The following is a 20,353-nucleotide window of genomic DNA, read 5'->3' on the forward strand; positions in this document are numbered from 1 at the left end:
ATGCTTTGATTCTAATAATACCCATATTCGTTTTAGCTAACTTGCGCTTTGTGGTGGCTAGCCTTATGTTAGTATCACTAATTATTAGAACAATACACCAACCCTCTACTTTTAATAAGGAAAATTTATGGCAACTCACAACCTTAGCGCCCCTCAAGAAGCGCGCCACGAAAAACTCATTATTTTAGGCTCAGGCCCTGCAGGCTACGCCGCTGCCGTCTATGCGGCACGCGCCAATCTAAAGCCTGTCATGGTGACTGGTATGGAAGTGGGTGGTCAGCTAACCACAACTACTGATGTCGATAACTGGCCAGGCGACGCTTATGATTTGACAGGTCCTGCCTTGATGGAGCGTATGAAAAACCATGCAGAACGCTTCGGTACCGAACTGGTCTATGATCATATCAATGAAGTGAACCTAAATGAGCGCCCTTTTCAACTAACGGGTAATAATGGCAGCTATACTTGTGATGCATTGATTATCTCAACTGGCGCTTCTGCTCAGTACTTGGGACTTGAGTCAGAAGAAAAGTTCAGAGGTTTAGGCGTCTCGGCGTGTGCCACTTGTGATGGTTTTTTCTATAAAGACCAAAAAGTTGCGGTCATCGGTGGCGGTAATACTGCCGTTGAAGAAGCTTTATACCTATCAAACATTGCTTCTGAAGTCACCTTAGTGCATCGCCGTGACAGCTTACGCTCAGAGAAAATACTGCAAGACAAGCTGTTTGAAAAAGCCAAAAATGGCAACGTCAAAATCGAATGGAACCACCAAGTAAAAGAAGTGGTCGGTGATGACATGGGTGTCAATGGCGTAGTGATTGAGTCTACTGAAGATGGCAGCACTAAGCAGTTAGACGTGTTCGGCATGTTCGTTGCGATCGGTCACAAGCCCAATACCGATTTGTTCCAAGATCAGCTAGATATGAAAGATGGCTACATCATTGTCAATAGTGGCCTGAATGGTAATGCGACTGAGACTAGCATTGAAGGGGTATTTGCAGCAGGTGACGTTGCAGATCACGTCTACCGTCAAGCCATCACCTCAGCAGGTACTGGCTGTATGGCCGCGCTTGATGCTGAGAAATACCTAGATGCTATCGGTGAAGCGACTGCCACCGATCATACCTACACCTCCACGTTAACCGCTGATAAGCAAGTCTAAATGGGCGATTTTTCGAACATCAATAGCACCCATATCACGCCTGAGACCTTAAGAAGTCTTGGGCGTTATGACTTTCCAAATCCTGAATCTATCGATCCTGACGGGATTGGGATTGTCGCCATGGGCGGTGATCTGGCACCTGAAACTCTGATTTCAGCCTATGCTCAAGGGCTCTTTCCTTGGTTTAATGAAGATGAGCCGATCGCATGGTGGTGCCCTGAGCCGCGTTGTGTGATGGTGCCAAGCGACTATCAACCGAGTAAATCATTACGTCGCCAAGCCAAAAATGAACGTTGGAAATTAACCCTCAATGAGGCGTTTGACAAAGTTATACACGCTTGTAGCTTACCGCGTAGTAATGGACTGCCTGAGGGCGAACATAATTGGATTCATGATGAAATGATCGAAGCCTACACCGAGCTTCATGCTCATGGCTTTGCTCATAGTATTGAAGTTTGGGATGGTGCTGGTCAGCTCATTGGCGGCTTATATGGGCTAAAAATAGGCAATATATACTTTGGTGAGTCGATGTTTCACCGTGCTTCCAACGCTTCCAAACTGGCATTTTGGGGCTTGATGCGCTTGTGCGAGCAAAGCAATGTGGCACTGGTAGATTGCCAATTGCCTAATGAGCATTTGATGAGCTTGGGCGCCACAACGATGCCACGTGCTCAGTTTTTAACGCAGCTAAATAGCTTGATAAGTGGTCGTTCTAGCAGATGGCAGCCACATTCTCATAAACCATTGGCGGTTGCTATGCTTAGTACCTCAGAGCCTTGGCAGTCGCAGACTTAGACATGAGATTATATTATGACCGCTGACACCTCGTTTTTGTTGATTGGCGCGCTAGCAAAGCAGGCCAATACTACCAAGGATACCGTTCGTCATTATGACCAATTAGGGCTACTGCGCTCACGCAAACGCCAAGCAGGGTCTCGTTTTTATACCGAGTATCATCCTGAATGTATTGAGCGTATCAAACTGATTAAAAGCGCGCAAATCGTCGGTTTCACTCTCAATGAAATCAAAGACGGTTTCAATGACTATTACACAGGCAAGATCGGTCTTGATGAGCAGTTATGCTTCACGCAGCAAAAGCTAGAGCAAGTCAAAAAACAGCAAGCCAATATCAATCTCATGGTACAGATGCTGACTGACCGCATACACATGCTAGAAGCCTTAAAAGCAGACAACACCGACACTCTTAGCGCCAATTCGCTTAATAACGATTCGCTTAATAACAAGGAAAGCAATATTTAGTCTCAACCATAAGTTGCTCATAAACGACTGCTATACAATTTTTGCATGATTAACGCATCAATCGCTGGTTGCCGCGGCTGCTGATAATATCCTGAGCGCCGATGAATAACGGTAAACCCATGCTGCTCATATAACGCGATTGCAGGGTCATTATCTGCCCGCACCTCTAATAATAAAGTCTCAACCTTGCAAGCTTGCAACTGCTTATTCAATACAGTAAAAAGCTGTGAGGCAACCCCTTGGCGTTGATAGTCAGGGTGAGTACCAATACGCAAGATTTCTGCTTGCTCAAAGACCACTTGATACAAACAGTAGCCAATCATCTTATTGTTGAAAGCCTTTTCTTCATGCTGTTGAGCATAAACAACAAGCATATTAATACTATCTTGCTCAAGTAATTCAATCAACGTCTGATAAGTCCACGCATCTTGCGGCTGAACAATATCTTCGATAGTCGCTACTGCTTGAATCGTTTGTTCTAGCTCTGATGGTTTGGTTGGTAGCTTTTCGATAGTGAACACAGCTTTTCCTTTTATTATTCTTATTCAAGCACAATTAGGTTCAATAGCGCCTTATTTTATCGTAAATGTGGTGTAATGGACAAAATTCATGCTGGTGTAGGGTCTAACGCTATATACTGTCTATATTTGCAAGGAATCAACGCTATGAATCAAAAAACTGCCCTTTTTGTAGTGATAAACACACTAAAAAGAATGGACGCAAACTAGGCAAACAACAGTACCAATGCCTATCTTGCAAACGGCAGTTTTTAGGGGGCACAAGACTCAATAACCAAATGCTTTGGACTGAATATACGCAAGGGAAACAGACGTATAAACAACTGGCTGACAAGTACCACTGTAGTCTTAAAACCATTCAAAGACGCTTAGACAAAGTGAGTATTGAGTACCAAATCAAACGACCTAAGCGTGCTAATATCATCATGGACACGACCTATTTTGGCCGTGGGTTTGGTCTCATGGTATTTATGGACAACGCCACTAGAATGGTTCTCCATTACGCTATAGTCAGTCATGAAACCAATAGTGCCTATAAGCAAGGGGTTGATTACTTAAAGGTGCTAGGCATTGATATACAAAGCATCACCTGTGATGGTAGACGAGGACTTAGAACGCTATTTACCAGTACTCCTTGTCAGATGTGCCAGTTTCATCAGATACAAATAGTGACTCGCTACCTGACTCGTCGCCCTAAGAATATCGCTAGCATTGAGCTTAGGCAGCTTACTTTGACCCTAACACAGCTTGATAAAGCCGCGTTCATAAAGTGCTTAGATCACTGGTACCTGACTTACGAAGCCTATCTCAGTGAACGTAGTACCAATGAGGATACGGGTAGAACTTGGTACACGCATAAGCGTCTTAGAAGTGCTTATCGTAGCCTGCGAACCAACAGTGATTGGTTGTTTACTTATCAAGAATATGAGCACTTAGATATACCAAATACAACCAATACGCTTGAAGGTTTATTTAGTAAGCTCAAGCGGCAATTACACAGTCATCATGGCTTAAATGAGCACCGTAAGTTACGGTTTATTAAAGACTTTTTACTCTCAAAGTCACGCAAATAGCATGAATTATGTCCATTAGCGACTACCTTCTACTTTTTAGCATGAATTTTGTCCATTACACCGTAAATGTTAATCGTTATTCACTTATAGCATTTACCCCTACCCACCTGCATAAAAAAAGCCACCCTTAATCAAGGATGGCTTTTGTTTCGCTACATAACCTCTGTCAGATTACTCTGACTTGGTTAAACTTAGCTAAGTACGTTAGCAACAACACCAGCACCTACAGTACGGCCGCCTTCACGAATAGCGAAGCGTAGGCCTTTGTCCATAGCGATTGGGTGGATAAGCTCTACGCCCATCTCAACGTTGTCACCAGGCATAACCATTTCTGTACCGTCTTGTAATTGGATTGCGCCAGTTACGTCAGTGGTACGGAAGTAGAACTGTGGACGATAGCCGTTTAGGAACGGAGTATGACGACCACCTTCTTCTTTTGACAGTACGTATACTTCTGCGTCAAATTTGGTGTGCGGGGTGATTGAACCTGGCTTCGCTAGTACTTGGCCACGTTGTACGTCTTCACGCTTGGTACCACGTAGTAGTACGCCACAGTTTTCGCCTGCACGACCTTCGTCTAGCAGTTTACGGAACATCTCTACACCAGTACAGGTGGTTTTTTGGGTGTCACGAATACCGACGATTTCGATTTCGTCGCCAACGCGGACGATACCTGATTCAACACGGCCGGTAACAACGGTACCACGACCTGAGATTGAGAATACGTCTTCGATTGGCATTAGGAATGCTTTGTCGACGTCACGCTCTGGCTCTGGGATGTAGGTGTCTAGGATACCTAATAACTCTACAACAGCTGGTTGGCCGTATTTGCCTTCGTCGCCTTTTAGGGCTTGGGTGGCTGAGCCTTTTACGATTGGGGTGTCGTCACCTGGGAAGTCGTAGTCGTTAAGAAGTTCGCGAACTTCCATTTCTACGAGCTCTAGTAGCTCTTCGTCGTCAACTAGGTCGCATTTGTTCATGAATACGATGATGTACGGTACGCCAACCTGACGTGATAGCAGGATGTGCTCACGGGTTTGTGGCATTGGGCCGTCAGTCGCTGATACGACTAAGATTGCGCCGTCCATTTGGGCAGCACCAGTGATCATGTTTTTAACATAGTCGGCGTGACCTGGGCAATCAACGTGGGCGTAGTGACGGGTTTCGGTGTCATATTCTACGTGTGAGGTGTTGATGGTGATGCCACGCGCTTTTTCTTCTGGGGCGCTGTCGATGGCTGCGTAGTCTTTGGCTTCGCCGCCAGAGGTGATGGCTGCTACGGTTGCGATAGCGGCTGTTAGGGTTGTTTTACCATGGTCAACGTGTCCGATGGTGCCGACGTTGACGTGTGGCTTGTTGCGTTCAAACTTGGCCTTTGCCATGGGGTTTTCCTCTTTATTGGTTAATCTTCAATTATCAAAGATTGGTAAATAGCTGTTTGACGGCTTATGACAGAATTAAAACCATCAAACCGTTGACGCTAGGGTGAAACTACTAAATATCGTCTGTTAGATTAATCTATATGGTGCGTTACTGTCTTTTTTCAATCAACTCATCTGTTAAAATATTTTATATGTTTAATAAGCATATAATAACTAATTAACAAACTGACAGCACTAAAAGGCAACACCTCGGTGTTACCTTTGAGTCATTACTTGCCGAGTTAGCGTTATGTTATTCAATATCGGCCAAAACTCTATATCGTTATCCAAGAGGGCTGTTATCAATCTGGTGCCGCTAACTTTTTAGCACAGCGTTTATATCACACCTGAACAACACAAACTTGAACAATAAATGGAGCTCATATTGAGAATTGAACTCAAGACCTCTCCCTTACCAAGGGAGTGCTCTACCGCTGAGCTATATGAGCGTATTTTACACAAACCCGTAGGCTTTACTAAAAAAAATATCACGAAACAACATATAATAATTGGTTGTCGTGATGAGTTATTTAATTATTCAATAATGCTTTGCAGTCGATGCCACATATATGGAGCGGGTGGCGGGAATCGAACCCGCGTCATTAGCTTGGAAGGCTAAGGTGTTACCATTATACCACACCCGCAATAACTCTTGCGCAGGGTGTCTCTTATAAAAAATATCTTTTATAAAGATTAGCTCTGTAGTCAGAGTATGCTTGGCGCTATAACAAACTTAAAATATATGGTGGTGGGAGAAGGATTCGAACCTTCGAAGCTTTCGCGACAGATTTACAGTCTGTTGGGTTTGACCGCTCCCCAATCCCACCTAAGGGTGCTTTGAACAAAGTTGACTTTAATATAAAGCAAATTCATAAAAAGCGACTTCGAAAGAAATGGTGCCGACTGCCGGGATCGAACTGGCGACCTACTGATTACAAGTCAGTTGCTCTACCAACTGAGCTAAGTCGGCTTATCTCTTCAAAGTGGTGGCTATTCTATCAAATATTTTGACAGACGCAAGCCCTTTTTTGGTTTTTTCGAGTCTATTTCAATAAAAAAACCTAGACACTTGATTATATTGCCATTTTTTTATCTGATAAACAACACTTTATCTCATTGTTGTCATGTTTTGAATTTTTTTGATCGAGTGCTTAGCGAATACGCAAGCCATCACAGGCCATTTTTACGGCTTTGACCAATGCTAATGCTTTTTTGTTGGTTTCTTCCCACTCAGCTTCTGGCACCGAATCAGCAACCACCCCAGCACCTGCTTGGATATGTATCTTACCGCGGCGCATCACAGCCGTACGAATGGCGATGGCGGTATCCATATTACCATGCCAGCCTAGATACCCTACTGAGCCACCAAACACGGTACGGCGCACTGGCTCAACCTCATCGATGATTTGCATGGCTCGGATTTTGGGCGCACCAGATAAGGTACCTGCTGGAAAAGTGGCACAAAAAACATCAAGCGCATCTTTATCCGCTAAGACAGTACCTTCGACGTTAGAGGCGATATGCATCACCTGAGAATAGCGCTCAATAAACATCTTTTCGGTGACTTTTACGCTACCATATTCACAGACACGGCCAATGTCATTACGCCCTAAATCAATCAGCATAAGATGCTCAGCGATTTCTTTTTTATCTGCGAGTAGTTCTTTCTCAAGCGCTAAGTCTTCTGCTTCATCACGTCCACGCTTACGCGTGCCAGCGAGTGGGCGCACGGTTACTTTTCCATCTTCAATACGCGATAAGATTTCAGGCGACGCACCTATGATATCAAAACGCTTGTGGTCATCTAAGGTATAGCCATGAACCAAAAACAGATACGGCGATGGATTTAAAAACCGCAATGCGCGATAGACAGCCAGTGAATCGCCTGTATAGTCAGCAGTCAAGCGCTGGGCAGGAACTACCTGCATCACATCCCCTGCTAAGATGTAGTCTTTAATTTTATTGACGTCGCTACAGTATTTCTCTTCACCTGTTTGCGATTTGAACTTTGGCGTCGGCATGATCGGTGCGCTTAAATCTGGCATCTCAGCGAGCTTGTCTTCTATTTTTTCCAGCTCGCGGATAGCAGCTCCATAGCCGTCTTCAGTATGACAATCGGCATACACGATGATAGATAAGGTGTTTTCTAGTCTATCAAAGACAATGACGCTCATCGACAGCATCAGCCACATATCGGGTAGTGACATAGTATTTGGCGCATCAGATAGTCCGACACTGGGCTCAATCACCCGCACCATGTCATAACCAAAGTAGCCAACCAAGCCGCCGCTAAAGCTGGGCAAAGACTTGATGTCTGCAGCTGTTGGCATCTTGTATTCAGCCATCAGTTGACGAATGTAGTCAAAAGGATCCTCAACGGGATTGGTATCAATATGATTGTCTTTTTTGGTGGTCATATTGCCATCTGCATACTGCAAAATAAGATCACTGCCGAGACCAATCATTGAATATCGAGCCCAGCGCTCACCGCCTACCACTGACTCAAACAAATAGGCCGAACCACTCAAATCACGTACCTTTGAAAATACAGACACTGGGGTCTGAGCATCCATCAGGCGTTTTTTAATAAGAGGTGCGTGGCTAAAGCCTTGGGCTTTAAAGGCTTTGTATTCTTCAAAAGTCATCATAATTAAGGCGTCTCTTAGAACAATATGGGCACAAAAACTGTGAAAAAACAGAAAGGACAAGGCAATAACGACCGTCAATATCTCAAATATTGAAAGTACTCAATCGATGAATCAACTGTGTTTAGGTCATTGCTTTGATATTAATAATAACTTATGAGTAGCGTATTAAATAATTGTCGGCTACAGGCTATGTTTTGAGCCTTTTCAAAGTGCTGGTTCAAAACCTATAGTCAAGGAATTTTAAAATCGCTACAAGGCGACCGACCGCAGATAGTACACTGAGTACATCTAGGGCGGGTAACACCGTAGCGGTTTAAAAGTACTCCGACTATAGTCTACGACAACAAAGTCAAATAGTTAAGAGTGGAATAAAAATGCTTGCCAGTATATCAAAGCCAGCAAGCATTATAAATAATTAGGATGACTCAGTCATGTACAGTAAAGCCACTTATCAAAAGATCACTTATCAAAAAGTCACTTCAACGTTAAATGAGACTGTTTTAGACAGAGCCTGTGTTAAATAACCATAACGCCAAAGCAATAATGATAATAATCGCAAACACCCAAACAAACCAGCTGCCACTTGATTTTTTCTGTGGCTGCCCAGCATTAGTAGCAGGGTTGTTGAGGGCTTGATCTAGAGCATTATTACCTTCGGTACCAATATCCCGAGGCTGTCCTAGATTTGCCGTGCCCGAAAACTGTGCTGTCGCTGCTTGCTTGGCACGCAACACATCAGGATCCGCCTCTTCTTGTAGGGTCGTTGTGGTGGTTTTATCTTGCTCTGGGCTGATTGTAGGCTGCTCAGTACTGGCTTTCTCAGTCACCAACTCTTCGTCTACACTCTTCTCAATGCTGGCTTCAGGCGTCACAACTGCTTGCTCGGTCGTGGTACTTGCGGCAGCAGCTGGCTCTGTTTCGACAGGAGTCGTATCGCGCTTATCAGCCAACACTTCTTCAATCCCAGTTTCTTTAACTACTGGTTCTTCAACAGCTGATTTTTCAACAACAGGATCTGGAGAAACTGGTTCTTCAACCATTGGCTTATCCGCATGAGCATTGCCGACTGGCTCTGCTTTGACCTCATCTACAATAGGCGTGGTCTCTAAACTATCATCAGTTGGTAGGATTTCTTCTACTACTGTTTTTTTAACCACAGGCTCTGGAGAAACAGGCTCTTGTACCACTGGCTCAACATCTATAGGAGCAGTAGGCTTGAGCGCTACTTGCGACTCGTCAACCACAACATCAGCTACTTCTGTTGGTTGAGCAGCGGTATCAGATTCCGCAGCAGGTGCTATCTCAGTAGCAGGCTCTACCTCAGGCATTGTCTCATCTGATACGATAGGCGCTGGCTGCTGAGTCTCAGTAGCAGCTACAGGCTTACTGACCACAAAGCTAAAGCTTGCAAATCCAACCTTATCATCAGTTTTTAGCTGCTTGGACTTATTGCCTTCGAGACGCTCATCATTAATAAAAGTACCATTGGATGACCCTAAGTCTTTGAGGTATAAATTGCCATTTAATACGCTTAGCAGAGCATGATTACGCGATACCTGCTTACTACCTAGTACCACATTGTTATCACTACCTCGTCCGACTGTGAGGCTGTCACTGACGGTCAAAGTTAGATCGCCAAGCGCTTCTGTTAAGGCGTTGAGCTGCCAAGTCGTTGATTTTGCTACGACATCTTCTGAGTTATTTGTCATGCTACTGCTCCTTATTATCCATAAATATTTTAAGCTACGATTACTATAACTTTGTAAAACAGTGCTGGCCTACTTCAACTTATAATATTGTTATTGGCGGCTTTTTTTCAGGCTGTCTATCATATCGCCCACACTATTTAATGCTTTTTATCTTAGCAGCTTTACCTTAAAAGTTAAGATTATTACTGCTGTTTTATCGTATCATTCGTATAAACAGCGAATCGCTGCCAAACCAAAACACTTACCTATACTGTTACTTTGTCTGCTTCAGGCTATTACTTTGATATAGGGAAAAACTGCGGTTTAATAATGCCATGTAATTTATCATAGGGAATGCTTAACACTGGCATGCCGTAAGCGTAAGGGCTAATGGCATAATGCTGATAGCGCAGATTAATCCCTTTGTCAGTCAATGTAACATCATCACTGAGAGTAAACGGCCAGCTTTTCTCATAGCTGCTAGGATCTTCGGCAACTGTTTTTACCCACTCTGCATAGGCATCATAAGCAACTGCTTTAAAACGAGCTTTCACACCATAGCGCAGGATTTGCTCTAGCTGTATTTGTCTTTTCGTGTTTTGATCGAATATCAAGTATTCGCTGTAAGGCATGCCATGAGCGCCACCGGTAAAGACATAAGAGTCTATCTCAAACAGTTCATAGTCATCGACATGACCTAAATAGCTAGGCTTTACCATCAAACTATAAACGAACACGCTGTCATCTGGCAGATCGTTGAACTGAGAGGCTGCAAACTCATCTAGCGCTGTTTTGACACTGTTTTTGTGGTCAACGCTAACGGGAGCCGACTCAGTTGGCTTGCTGTTCACCACTATCTCATCGATACGAGCATTGGTGAGTGTATTCATCCAATCGTGATTGCTATTAAGATACTGTACTTCGATATCTGGACAGTTTTGGCGCGCGTCACAGCGCTCCTGTATCTCTTGCGGAAGCTCATACTGCAGATAGTCTGTGGCATTAATGAGAGTACTGGCATGAGCCGTGAGGGTGGTTGCACTAAGCAAAGCTACCCCAAGCATTGCCGTACCAATAGACACAGTCGGTATATGCAGGCGCTGCTGCAGGTCTGCTAAGTGAAAACCTAATATATCTAAGCTTGGTGACTGAGTCATGGCCGTACGTCCTTATTATTAAACGGATAAGTTCTCCTATGTATTCTACCGTAACTGTTGCGTTATATTGTTGAAACACTGTTTTTCTTATCAACTGTTTTTTATAAGCTGTTTTTTTATAAAGTTTTAGACAATAAAAAAGACACGTCGAGCGTGTCTTTTTAAATTTATAAAGATGATTTGATGACCCTGTTCAATATAGTGGCTTGACTATAAGTCGTTTACTGCTCGCGGGTATTACTCTCACGGGTATTACTAAAGGTCACTTCTGGATAGCGCTCTTGCATCAGTTGCAAGTTCACACGGCTAGGTGCAAGATAAGTCAGATAGCCACCACCATCGATTGATAACTGATCATGGGCTTTCTTCTTAAACTTCGCTAGCACTGCCTCGTCATCGCAATGAATCCAGCGTACCGTGGCGATAGAGACAGGCTCAAAGGTACACTGTACTTTGTACTCTTCTTTGAGTCGATGGGCGACCACTTCAAACTGTAGTACCCCTACTGCACCTAGGATAAGGTCATTATTAATCTGCGGCATAAATACTTGGGTAGCACCCTCTTCACTCAATTGCTGCAGGCCTTTTTGTAAGGCTTTTGACTTCAGGGGATCTCGTAATACCACACGGCGGAACAGCTCAGGCGCGAAGTGCGGAATACCTGTAAAGTTCAGATCTTCGCCTTCAGTGAAGCTATCCCCAATAGAGATAGTGCCGTGATTGTGCAAACCAATGATATCCCCTGGATAAGCTTCTTCTAAGGCTTCACGGTCACCTGCCAAAAAGGTCAACGCATCGGCAATGCGTACGTCTTTCCCCAGACGCACATGCTTCATTTTCATGCCCTTTTCGTATTTACCTGAGCAGACGCGTAAAAATGCAATACGGTCACGGTGGCGTGGATCCATGTTGGCCTGAATTTTGAAAACAAAACCGCTAAAGCTGGTTTCAGTCGCTGCAACTTCACGCTCATGGGTAGGATGCGCTTTTGGTGGCGGTGAATATTTAACTAAAGTATCTAGTACCATGTTGACACCGAAGTTACCCAGTGCTGTACCAAATAATACTGGCGTCATCTCGCCCGCTAAAAACTCTTCGACCGTGAAGTCCTCTAACGCCATTTGCACCAGCTCAAGCGACTCTTCAAAAGCATCAAACATCAGCTTACCTAAGCGCTCACGTATATCAGGATAGTCATAGCCTTCACGAGTCTCGGCGACAGTAATCTCGCCACCGTGGCCTTTTTCATACAGGTAGGTTTTGTCTTCTGCAAGGTGATAGACCCCAACGAAATCCTGTCCCATACCGATCGGCCAAGTGACTGGAATACACTTAATCTTCAGTACGTCTTCGATTTCACTGAGCAGCTCAAGTGGCTCTCGAATTTGGCGATCCAGCTTGTTTACAAAAGATATAATCGGTGTATCACGCATCCGGCACACTTCCATCAACTTGATGGTACGTTCTTCAACGCCTTTTGCCCCGTCGACCATCATCAGCGCACTGTCTACTGCTGTCAATGTGCGATAGGTGTCCTCACTGAAGTCAGCGTGACCTGGGGTGTCTAGTAAGTTGACGATATGATCTTGATATGGAAACTGCATGACCGAGGTAGTGATTGAAATCCCACGCTCTTGCTCCATGCTCATCCAATCGGAAGTCGCATGGCGATCGGTTTTGCGACCTTTGACTTCGCCTACCACCTGAATGGCTTGACCCCATAGCAGTAGCTTTTCGGTCATGGTGGTTTTACCAGCATCAGGATGCGAGATGATGGCGAAGGTGCGACGTTTGGCAACTTCTTTGTTCAATGTTTTTGAATCTACGCTCATAATTTTGGGCTTCAACGGTTGTGTGATTGAGAAATCAATCTAAATAAATAGAATAAATAGTGCGCGTATTGTAGCGGATTTAGCGTAAAGGTGCAGAGTTAGAGAGCAAAAACACGCTTTAGTCATCTACTAAGGAACACTCTTTTCAAAATAAGGCTTAAATATCTAGACAAGTAACACCTTAGTATTTTAGTCTCTTAAAAGTTAACAGCCATCTCATTAGCTAGCCTGCAGTCATGATAATCGGCCTCTTAAACAGGATAAATCGTACTTACAAATCCATAGCACACTCTTACTCGCCCCATATAGTTTCAGGCTTATAATCTGTTATGCTAAATAAGCAACTCGATGAGGCTTTGTCATACACAGCATCATTTAAAGCATAGACAGATAGTTATATATAAAAATGATCAATCGATCACTTGTAAAAATTTATAAATAAGGACATATTATGAAAACTTTATATTCTACTAAAGGTACTACTACTGGTGGCCGTGCAGGTTCAGCGAGCTTAGCTGATAGCGACCTGAGCATCAATATGGTGCCACCAGGTTCTGGCAAAGAAGGCAACAATCCAGAACAACTATTTGCGATGGGTTATAGCGCCTGTTTTGATGGTGCACTGGGCGCGGTCAAACAAATGGAAAAAGCCAAATTCGACTCAACGACTGAAGTAGAAGTGGACCTCATGCAGGGCGAAGGACATGATTACAAGCTGGCGGCAAAAATTCATGTGATTGGTAAGAATACGGATCTATCTGCTGATGAGTTTCAAAAGCTTGTCGATAAGGCACATCAGGTTTGCCCGTACTCGAAAGCGACGCGTGGCAACATCGACGTCGAAGTAACCTCTGAAGTAAAGTAATGAAAAGCAGCTGGTCATTAATTGGCGATTAGAATAGCCAATCGCACCCAGTGTTATAAAGGAGAATCTAGCAAGCGCTGGATTCTCCTTTTTATTACTCGTATTTTGGTCGTGCCCATCATCGCTGTTTATCAATTGGTCATCAGTTCGGCAAGGACGGATTTTATCGTTATAATAAGGGCACCTCTTCTCTTAATTTAAGCTTTCTTATATTTAGCTCAATTGTGTGATTTTAAGCCATGTATGGCATAAACATTGAATAATCGCGCATATTATTTTTATATACTTCATAACAATACTATTATTACTTTACTAATATTTGCTACCAGATAAGTGACCTCTATGACTGATAATGACCACAACTCGCACTCGCCTATTAATCCCAATGCGCTGCCAAATTTTAATACCATGCCTAATGTGGCAACGATGGATACCAGCCACGTGGACAAGGATCAGCCGCCTTTCATCTTAGTGGATGGATCTTATTACCTGTTTCGTACCTATCATGCGCTACCCAAGACCATGACAAACACTCAAGGGCTGACCACCAACGCCATCCGTGGCACGCTCAATGCGCTGCTCAAAGTGATGCGCCGTTACCATCCAACCCATATGGCCGTTTGTTTTGATACCAAGTCGCCGACTTTCCGTCATGCCATGTCCTCTGATTACAAAGCAGCGCGTCCGCCCATGGATGTTGAGCTGATAGAGCAAATTCCTTATATTCACCATTTGGTAGCGGCGCTAGGTATTCCTTTATTGCGTATAGAAGGCGCAGAAGCCGATGATATCATCGGTACGCTTGCCTATCGCGCGGTCGAGCAAGGCCATCATGTGGTCATCTCGACTGGTGACAAAGACATGATGCAGCTGGTCAATGATTGTGTGATATTGGAAGACAGCTTCACGGGTAAAATCGTTGATAGCCAAGCGGTGGTTGATAAGTATGGTATCAACCCGAGCCAAATGATTGACTTTTTGACACTAATGGGCGATTCATCTGACGGCATCAAAGGCGTACCTGGTATCGGCAAAAAGACCGCCAAAGATCTGCTTAATGAGTACGGCAGTATCGATAATATGCTAAAGAACATTGGCTATATAAAAGGCCGCGGTGCAAAAGGCTTAATCGAGCATGCGGATACCATTCCGTTCAATGCTCAACTAGCAACCATCGTCACAGACTTAGAGATTGGACAAGATTGGGACGACTTAAAAATCAATACCGACCCTTGCGCTCATATAGATAAGCTCCGCGCGCTGTACACTGAGCTTGAATTTAAGAACGAGCTGGCCTCTCTGGATCATCCTAACCATCCAGCGAACGGCTCACAAAGTGTCGCAGATAGTCAAGCGGATGCTGAATCACAAGCGCAAGTCGCTAAATCTTTGCAATCGACCAAAATTGATAATATCAAAGACAGTAAAAGTCATGATAAAGCGTGGCATACCATCCTCGACATGCCCGCTTTTGATAGCTTGATTGCCCAATTGGAAGCCGCGCCGCATTTTGTCATTGATACCGAAACGACCAGCATTTATTGGCGTCAGGCCGAGCTTGTTGGCTTGTCTTTTGCCGTGCAAGCGCATGAAGCTTATTATGTGCCGTTAGCTCATAGCCTAGAGGACGATGAGCTGAGCGCAAAGCAGCTTGACCGCGACACAGTACTTGCCAAGCTCAAACCCATCCTAGAAAATCCAAAAGTTGGCAAAATAGGTCAACATCTCAAATACGATGCCCATATCCTCAGTCTGTATGATATCGACCTAGTCGGCGCGATACATGAGCGTCCTAACAATTGGGCGATGGATACCATGCTCGCAAGCTACGTGATTAATGCCGCAGTGACTCGTCATAGCATGGATGAACTAGCACGGTATTACTTACAAACCCAGACCATCAGTTTCGAGGATGTCGCTGGCAAAGGCGCCAAACAAGTTAGCTTTGACAAAGTAGCCATCGATATCGCTAGCGACTACGCTTGTGAAGATGCCGACATTACCTATCAGCTATTTGACATCTTCCGTGACAAGCTTGCGGATGACGACACTAATTTTAGACTGCTGCATGAGTTGGAGATTCCAACTGCCGAAATCCTCTGCCAAATGGAAGCGCATGGTATTTTGATTAAGCGCTCATTCTTAAATGAGCTGTCAAAACGCTTTGATGAAGAAATCATTGCGCTTGAAAAACGCGCTTATGAAGTGGCTGGAGAAGAGTTTAACTTAGGCTCACCGAAACAGCTTGGCGAGATGCTGTTTGAGAAGCTTGGCGTCCCTGGTGGTAAAAAAACCAAGTCTGGTCAATACTCAACTGGTGAAGCCGTACTCTCAAAAGTCGACCACCCTTTGGTCGATATTACCTTGGAGTATCGCGGGCTTTCTAAGCTAAAAAGCACCTATACCGATGCACTTGATAATGTGGCAGATAGCGAAACTGACCGTGTGCACACCAGCTATCATCAAGCGCTGACCAGTACTGGCAGACTGTCATCGACAGATCCTAACTTACAAAACATCCCTATCCGTACCGCCACTGGGCGTCTGATCCGCCAAGCCTTTATCGCACCAGAAGGCCGCGTCATCTTGGCAGCGGATTACTCGCAAATTGAATTGCGACTGATGGCGCACTTCTCAGGCGATAAAAACTTAACACGTGCTTTTAACGACGGGCTAGATATTCATGCCGCCACCGCTGCTGAGGTACTTGGCAAAGATGTCGCTGATGTCACTCCAACTGAGCGCCGCAATGCCAAAGCCATTAACTTTGGCCTACTCTACGGCATGAGCGCCTTTGGTCTTGCCAAGCAGTTGCAGATGAGTCGCGGTGAAGCGCAAGACTATATCGATATGTACTTTGATCGTTATCCTGGGGTCAAAGACTATATGATCAATACTCGCGCCAGCGCTCATGAAAAAGGCTATGTCGAAACCATATTAGGTCGCAAGCTCTACACACCTGATATTAGCCACAGCAATCGTATGGTTCAACAAGGCGCTGAGCGTGCTGCGATCAACGCACCACTACAAGGTTCGGCCGCCGATCTAATCAAACTTGCCATGATTGCCGTCGATAAAGTACTACCGAAAGCTGACGCAAAAATGCTGCTACAAGTCCATGATGAGCTGGTGTTTGAGGTAGATACAGATAAGGCTGATGACATTGCCAAGCTGATTACTAACGCGATGCAAGACATCCTGACAGTAACTGCTGCTGATAAAGGCTGGGAAGTTGACTTTGCTGTGCCGCTACTGATTGAGATTGGTTTTGGGAAAAATTGGGATGAGGCGCATTAAACGCTGATTTAGTTTAGATTTTTGGCTTAGGGTGCGCCCAGCGCACCCGTTTTGAGAGATATTTATCTTATCGGTGCGCTGGGCGCACCCTACTTGCTTATAGCCGAAGATATTATAAGTACTCATCCCACTACGAGAACTCCTTATTCTAAAAAAAAGTTGGGAAATAGGTAGGAAGACTGTATAATAAAAAATACCTACCTATTGTAGGGAATTCATTTTCATAATAGATTTAAAGCGTCATCGCGTCATATTTGTATGTGACGCTTTTTTTAGGCTACCGCGTGACACGTTTTTTAACTAACGTGTTACTATCTAAGTAATAGCCAGATAGGAAGCGTGTTTATGCAGGATTCAAATTTAAAAAGATTCGGCGTCTCTATGGAGGAAGGCTTACTCAAGAAGTTTGATAGGTTAGTTGCTCTAAAGGGCTATAGTAACCGCTCTGAAGCATTCCGCGATTTAGTACGCGAATCCATTATGCAACACATCTATGAAGACAGTGAACAAATAATCGCTGGCAGTATTTTGTTGTTCTACAATCACGATCAGCGAAAACTGGTTGAGGAGATGACTAGAATTCAACATGAACATCATGATTTGATCCTAGCGACCACGCATTTTCATATCAGTGAAGCAAACTGTCTTGAGATCATCGTGGTAAAAGGTAAAGTCAAAGCGGTGCAAAAGCTTAGCCATGCGTTAACCACGCTAAAGGGTGTGAGTCATGGCAATTTTTCACTCGCACCTGCTGAATAATTTGAAGTTGCTTTTCGAATAAGGTAGTCGAATAAGTCAGTTGGATAATGAGCATTTTTTAAATACCATTTTATTTTAAGAAGGGGCATACACCCATGGATAGAAAGTCTATTGGAGTGATTGGGTTATTAGCGTTGTTCATAGTGTTAATAACAGGATGTTCATCACCGACGAACAATACAGCTGAAAACAATGCTGGAGATAATGCAGCAGCTCAAGAGACAAAAAACGAGCTGGTCTTAGCGTTTGCATCAGAGCCAGAAGCAGGGTTTGATCCGATTACAGGATGGGGACGCTATGGATCACCATTATTTCAGAGTACCTTACTTAAAAGAGATGATGACCTCAATATTGTGGGTGATCTGGCGACAGATTATGCAGTAAGCGCGGATGGTAAAGTCTGGACGGTAATGTTACGTGACGACGTTAAATTTGCCGATGGTGAGCGGTTAACGGCTGAAGACGTTAAGTTTACCTTTGAAAAAGCTTTGCAAAGTGCGTCAGTGGTGGATTTAAACATCCTAGAAAAAGTGGAAGCGCTTGACGAGACAACGGTTCAGTTCACATTAAAGAACGTACAATCAACATTTGTTAACAGTTTGGTTGCGACAGGGATTGTGCCAGAGCATGCTTATGATGACAATTATGCTGCCAACCCTTTAGGGTCAGGGCCTTTTCAATTAGTGCAGTGGGATAAAGGGCAACAACTTATTGTAGAAGCCAATCCTGAGTACTATGAAGATCAGCCTCATTTTAAAAAGTTAACGTTTGTGTTTTTAAGCGAAGACGCCGCCTTTGCAGCAGCGCAAACAGGAACTGTTGATATCACTTATCTTCCCGCCGCTTTTAGTAATAAAGAAGTTGCTGGCATGAAACTTGAAGCCGTGAAAACAGTGGATAACCGCGGCATTGCGTTTCCTTATGTTAAGTCCGGTGCAGTGACCAAAGAGGGTTTGGCTATTGGTAACGACGTCACCGCTGACCCAGCGATTCGTCATGCTATCGATATTGCAGTAGACCGTGAAGCGTTAATTGAAGGGGTGTTAGAAGGCTATGGTTCACCCGCTTATACCTCGGTCGATGGTCTGCCATGGTGGAATCCAGAAACTGTGATTGATGATGCCGACATGGATGGCGCTCGTAAGATACTAGCCGATGCAGGCTGGGAAGATACCAATGGCGACGGCGTGCTTGAAAAGAATGGACTAAAAGCCGAATTTACCCTGCATTACTTAGCAAATGACGTCATCAGACAGTCACTTGCCATTGCCGTTGCCGATATGATGAAGCCCTTGGGCATTCAGATCAATATCAAAGGCGGCAGCTGGGATATCATTGGCAAAAAAATGCATTCTGACGCCGTGTTGATGGGCTGGGGCAGCCATAATCCACATGAGATGGTCAATATTTATGGCAGTGAAAACGCGGGCATTGATTACAACAATACGGGCTATTACAGCAATAAAACCGTAGATAAATATTTTGAACAAGCGCTGCAAGCAAAGAGTGAAAAGGAAGCGCTTGAGTATTGGAAAAAAGCGCAATGGGACGGGACGACTGGTTTGAGCGGCAAAGGTGACGCGGCTTGGGCTTGGCTTGTGAACGTTGATCACTTGTATTTGATGAAAGACAATCTCGATATTGGTAAGCAAAGAATCCATGTCCATGGACACGGTTGGCCTGCGACTGACAATATCGTAGATTGGAAATGGGCTAACTAAGGTGCATAAAAATAAGGGAGAAACGGCACGCTTTTTTATGTTTAAAGGCCTAAGAATGGCGTCATTGCTGATTGCCATTAGCTTTATTTCCTTTATTTTAATGAAAAACTCTCCCATAGATCCCGTGCAAGCTTACATTGGCGCGGATATGTTAAATGTAGGACCTGAACAGCGTGAACGGATAGCGGAGTATTGGGGACTGAATGAACCTGTTTTAGTGCAGTATGCCAATTGGGCTTCTGCTGTACTGCAAGGGGATTTGGGCACCTCCATGATTCATCGTCGCCCCGTTAGTGAGATTATAGGTGAACGCTTTATGAGTTCACTGGCACTCATGATTGTTGCGTGGACGTTATCTGGGGTGATGGGCTTTGTGCTTGGTGTGGTTGCCGCCATGAAACAAGGCACATGGATTGATCGCGCTATTCAGTGGTACTGCTATACCCTAGCCTCCACCCCTACTTTTTGGATGGGGCTGCTCGTGCTTATTATTTTTGCGGTATGGCTTGGCTGGTTTCCGATCGGTTTAGGAGTGCCAGCAGGAGTTTTAGCGGAGGATGTGGTGTTTTTAGATCGAGTAAAACACCTTGTGCTTCCGGCATTGACGCTCAGTATCCTCGGGGTTGCGAACGTGGCACTGCATACCCGTCAAAAGCTCATTGAGGTTCTATCAAGCGACTACGTCTTATTTGCAAGGGCTCGCGGTGAAAAAGGTTTTTCTTTGTTTTGGAGGCATGGCCTACGCAATATTGCTTTACCCGCAGTTACCCTACAGTTCGCTGCGTTTAGTGAGTTGTTTGGCGGCGCTATTCTTGCCGAGCAAGTGTTTTCTTATCCAGGACTTGGCAAAGCAACGATAGACGCAGGTTTACGGGGAGACGTGCCACTGTTATTAGGCATCGTTTTATTTAGCACATCTTTGTCTTTGCAGGCAATTTAATTGCCAATCTGA

15 protein-coding genes and 4 tRNA genes are annotated in these 20,353 nt (G+C 44.5%); 9 read left to right on the forward strand and 10 right to left on the reverse strand.

Annotated features, from left to right (window positions below; all coding sequences use genetic code 11):
* The first annotated feature begins 127 nt into the window (after positions 1–127).
* The 3 genes from trxB to JMX03_RS11705 are packed head-to-tail and all read left to right on the forward strand — an operon-like array spanning position 128 to position 2,422.
* On the forward strand, positions 128–1,162 hold the full coding sequence (gene trxB, locus JMX03_RS11695; RefSeq protein ID WP_201596907.1) for a thioredoxin-disulfide reductase: 1,035 nt from the start codon (positions 128–130) through the stop codon (positions 1,160–1,162).
* A complete protein-coding gene (gene aat, locus JMX03_RS11700) occupies positions 1,163–1,957 on the forward strand; it encodes a leucyl/phenylalanyl-tRNA--protein transferase (RefSeq protein ID WP_201596908.1) in 795 nt (264 codons plus the stop codon).
* Positions 1,958–1,972: 15 nt separating this feature from the next.
* On the forward strand, positions 1,973–2,422 hold the full coding sequence (locus tag JMX03_RS11705) for a MerR family transcriptional regulator (RefSeq protein ID WP_201596909.1): 450 nt from the start codon (positions 1,973–1,975) through the stop codon (positions 2,420–2,422).
* Positions 2,423–2,439: 17 nt separating this feature from the next.
* Here the strand turns inward: JMX03_RS11705 and rimI are convergent, their stop codons facing one another.
* Entirely contained in the window at positions 2,440–2,943 is a 504-nt protein-coding gene (gene rimI / locus JMX03_RS11710) for a ribosomal protein S18-alanine N-acetyltransferase (protein ID WP_201596910.1), read from the reverse strand.
* A gap of 122 nt (positions 2,944–3,065) precedes the next feature.
* Here rimI and JMX03_RS11715 point away from each other — a divergent pair, with 122 nt between their 5' ends.
* Complete coding sequence (locus JMX03_RS11715) at positions 3,066–4,013, forward strand: IS256 family transposase, variant Zn-binding type (RefSeq protein WP_455233747.1); 948 nt, start codon at positions 3,066–3,068, stop codon at positions 4,011–4,013.
* A gap of 191 nt (positions 4,014–4,204) precedes the next feature.
* On the opposite strand, the gene tuf is transcribed toward JMX03_RS11715, so the two are convergent.
* From tuf to JMX03_RS11760, 9 genes are all read right to left on the reverse strand, one after another.
* Positions 4,205–5,395, reverse strand: coding sequence for an elongation factor Tu (tuf, locus tag JMX03_RS11720; protein ID WP_201573650.1), 1,191 nt, complete (start codon positions 5,393–5,395; stop codon positions 4,205–4,207).
* Positions 5,396–5,808: 413 nt separating this feature from the next.
* Positions 5,809–5,883: transfer RNA gene (locus JMX03_RS11725), tRNA-Thr, on the reverse strand.
* Positions 5,884–6,004: 121 nt separating this feature from the next.
* A tRNA-Gly gene (locus tag JMX03_RS11730) sits at positions 6,005–6,078 on the reverse strand.
* A 99-nt stretch (positions 6,079–6,177) separates the two neighbouring features.
* Positions 6,178–6,261, reverse strand: a tRNA-Tyr gene (locus JMX03_RS11735).
* Positions 6,262–6,328: 67 nt separating this feature from the next.
* Positions 6,329–6,404 (reverse strand) — tRNA-Thr (locus tag JMX03_RS11740).
* 181 nt (positions 6,405–6,585) lie between these two features.
* Positions 6,586–8,082, reverse strand: coding sequence for an anthranilate synthase component I family protein (locus JMX03_RS11745; RefSeq protein WP_201596911.1), 1,497 nt, complete (start codon positions 8,080–8,082; stop codon positions 6,586–6,588).
* 500 nt (positions 8,083–8,582) lie between these two features.
* Positions 8,583–9,791, reverse strand: coding sequence for an FHA domain-containing protein (locus tag JMX03_RS11750; RefSeq protein ID WP_201596913.1), 1,209 nt, complete (start codon positions 9,789–9,791; stop codon positions 8,583–8,585).
* 275 nt (positions 9,792–10,066) lie between these two features.
* The gene (locus JMX03_RS11755) at positions 10,067–10,927 is read right to left on the reverse strand and encodes an RsiV family protein (RefSeq protein WP_201596915.1); all 861 of its coding nucleotides are present in this window, start codon (positions 10,925–10,927) and stop codon (positions 10,067–10,069) included.
* Between the two features lie 221 nt (positions 10,928–11,148).
* The gene (locus JMX03_RS11760) at positions 11,149–12,759 is read right to left on the reverse strand and encodes a peptide chain release factor 3 (RefSeq protein WP_201596917.1); all 1,611 of its coding nucleotides are present in this window, start codon (positions 12,757–12,759) and stop codon (positions 11,149–11,151) included.
* A 451-nt stretch (positions 12,760–13,210) separates the two neighbouring features.
* On the opposite strand from JMX03_RS11760, the gene JMX03_RS11765 reads away from it, so the two are divergent.
* The 5 genes from JMX03_RS11765 (at position 13,211) to JMX03_RS11785 (ending at position 20,341) form a co-directional block, all read left to right on the forward strand.
* Entirely contained in the window at positions 13,211–13,624 is a 414-nt protein-coding gene (locus JMX03_RS11765; RefSeq protein WP_201573948.1) for an organic hydroperoxide resistance protein, read from the forward strand.
* A gap of 342 nt (positions 13,625–13,966) precedes the next feature.
* A complete protein-coding gene (gene polA / locus JMX03_RS11770) occupies positions 13,967–16,921 on the forward strand; it encodes a DNA polymerase I (protein WP_201596919.1) in 2,955 nt (984 codons plus the stop codon).
* Positions 16,922–17,266: 345 nt separating this feature from the next.
* A complete protein-coding gene (gene nikR, locus JMX03_RS11775) occupies positions 17,267–17,680 on the forward strand; it encodes a nickel-responsive transcriptional regulator NikR (protein WP_201596921.1) in 414 nt (137 codons plus the stop codon).
* 95 nt (positions 17,681–17,775) lie between these two features.
* Positions 17,776–19,401: an ABC transporter substrate-binding protein gene (locus tag JMX03_RS11780; protein ID WP_201596923.1), complete on the forward strand. Its 1,626-nt coding sequence runs from the start codon at positions 17,776–17,778 to the stop codon at positions 19,399–19,401.
* Between the two features lies 1 nt (position 19,402).
* Positions 19,403–20,341, forward strand: coding sequence for an ABC transporter permease (locus JMX03_RS11785; RefSeq protein ID WP_265090478.1), 939 nt, complete (start codon positions 19,403–19,405; stop codon positions 20,339–20,341).
* The last annotated feature ends 12 nt before the right edge of the window (positions 20,342–20,353 follow it).

Origin of the sequence: Psychrobacter fulvigenes, from assembly GCF_904846155.1 — a bacterium.
GTDB lineage: Bacteria > Pseudomonadota > Gammaproteobacteria > Pseudomonadales > Moraxellaceae > Psychrobacter > Psychrobacter fulvigenes.

Bases quoted from the DNA above. Each gene is read 5' to 3' on its own strand.
- trxB (WP_201596907.1), top strand. From the start codon at position 128: ATGGCAACTCACAACCTTAGCGCCCCTCAAGAAGCGCGCCACGAAAAA.
- aat (WP_201596908.1), top strand. From the start codon at position 1,163: ATGGGCGATTTTTCGAACATCAATAGCACCCATATCACGCCTGAGACC.
- JMX03_RS11705 (WP_201596909.1), top strand. From the start codon at position 1,973: ATGACCGCTGACACCTCGTTTTTGTTGATTGGCGCGCTAGCAAAGCAG.
- tuf (WP_201573650.1), bottom strand. From the start codon at position 5,395: ATGGCAAAGGCCAAGTTTGAACGCAACAAGCCACACGTCAACGTCGGC.
- JMX03_RS11745 (WP_201596911.1), bottom strand. From the start codon at position 8,082: ATGATGACTTTTGAAGAATACAAAGCCTTTAAAGCCCAAGGCTTTAGC.
- JMX03_RS11750 (WP_201596913.1), bottom strand. From the start codon at position 9,791: ATGACAAATAACTCAGAAGATGTCGTAGCAAAATCAACGACTTGGCAG.
- JMX03_RS11755 (WP_201596915.1), bottom strand. From the start codon at position 10,927: ATGACTCAGTCACCAAGCTTAGATATATTAGGTTTTCACTTAGCAGAC.
- JMX03_RS11760 (WP_201596917.1), bottom strand. From the start codon at position 12,759: ATGAGCGTAGATTCAAAAACATTGAACAAAGAAGTTGCCAAACGTCGC.
- JMX03_RS11765 (WP_201573948.1), top strand. From the start codon at position 13,211: ATGAAAACTTTATATTCTACTAAAGGTACTACTACTGGTGGCCGTGCA.
- polA (WP_201596919.1), top strand. From the start codon at position 13,967: ATGACTGATAATGACCACAACTCGCACTCGCCTATTAATCCCAATGCG.
- nikR (WP_201596921.1), top strand. From the start codon at position 17,267: ATGCAGGATTCAAATTTAAAAAGATTCGGCGTCTCTATGGAGGAAGGC.
- JMX03_RS11780 (WP_201596923.1), top strand. From the start codon at position 17,776: ATGGATAGAAAGTCTATTGGAGTGATTGGGTTATTAGCGTTGTTCATA.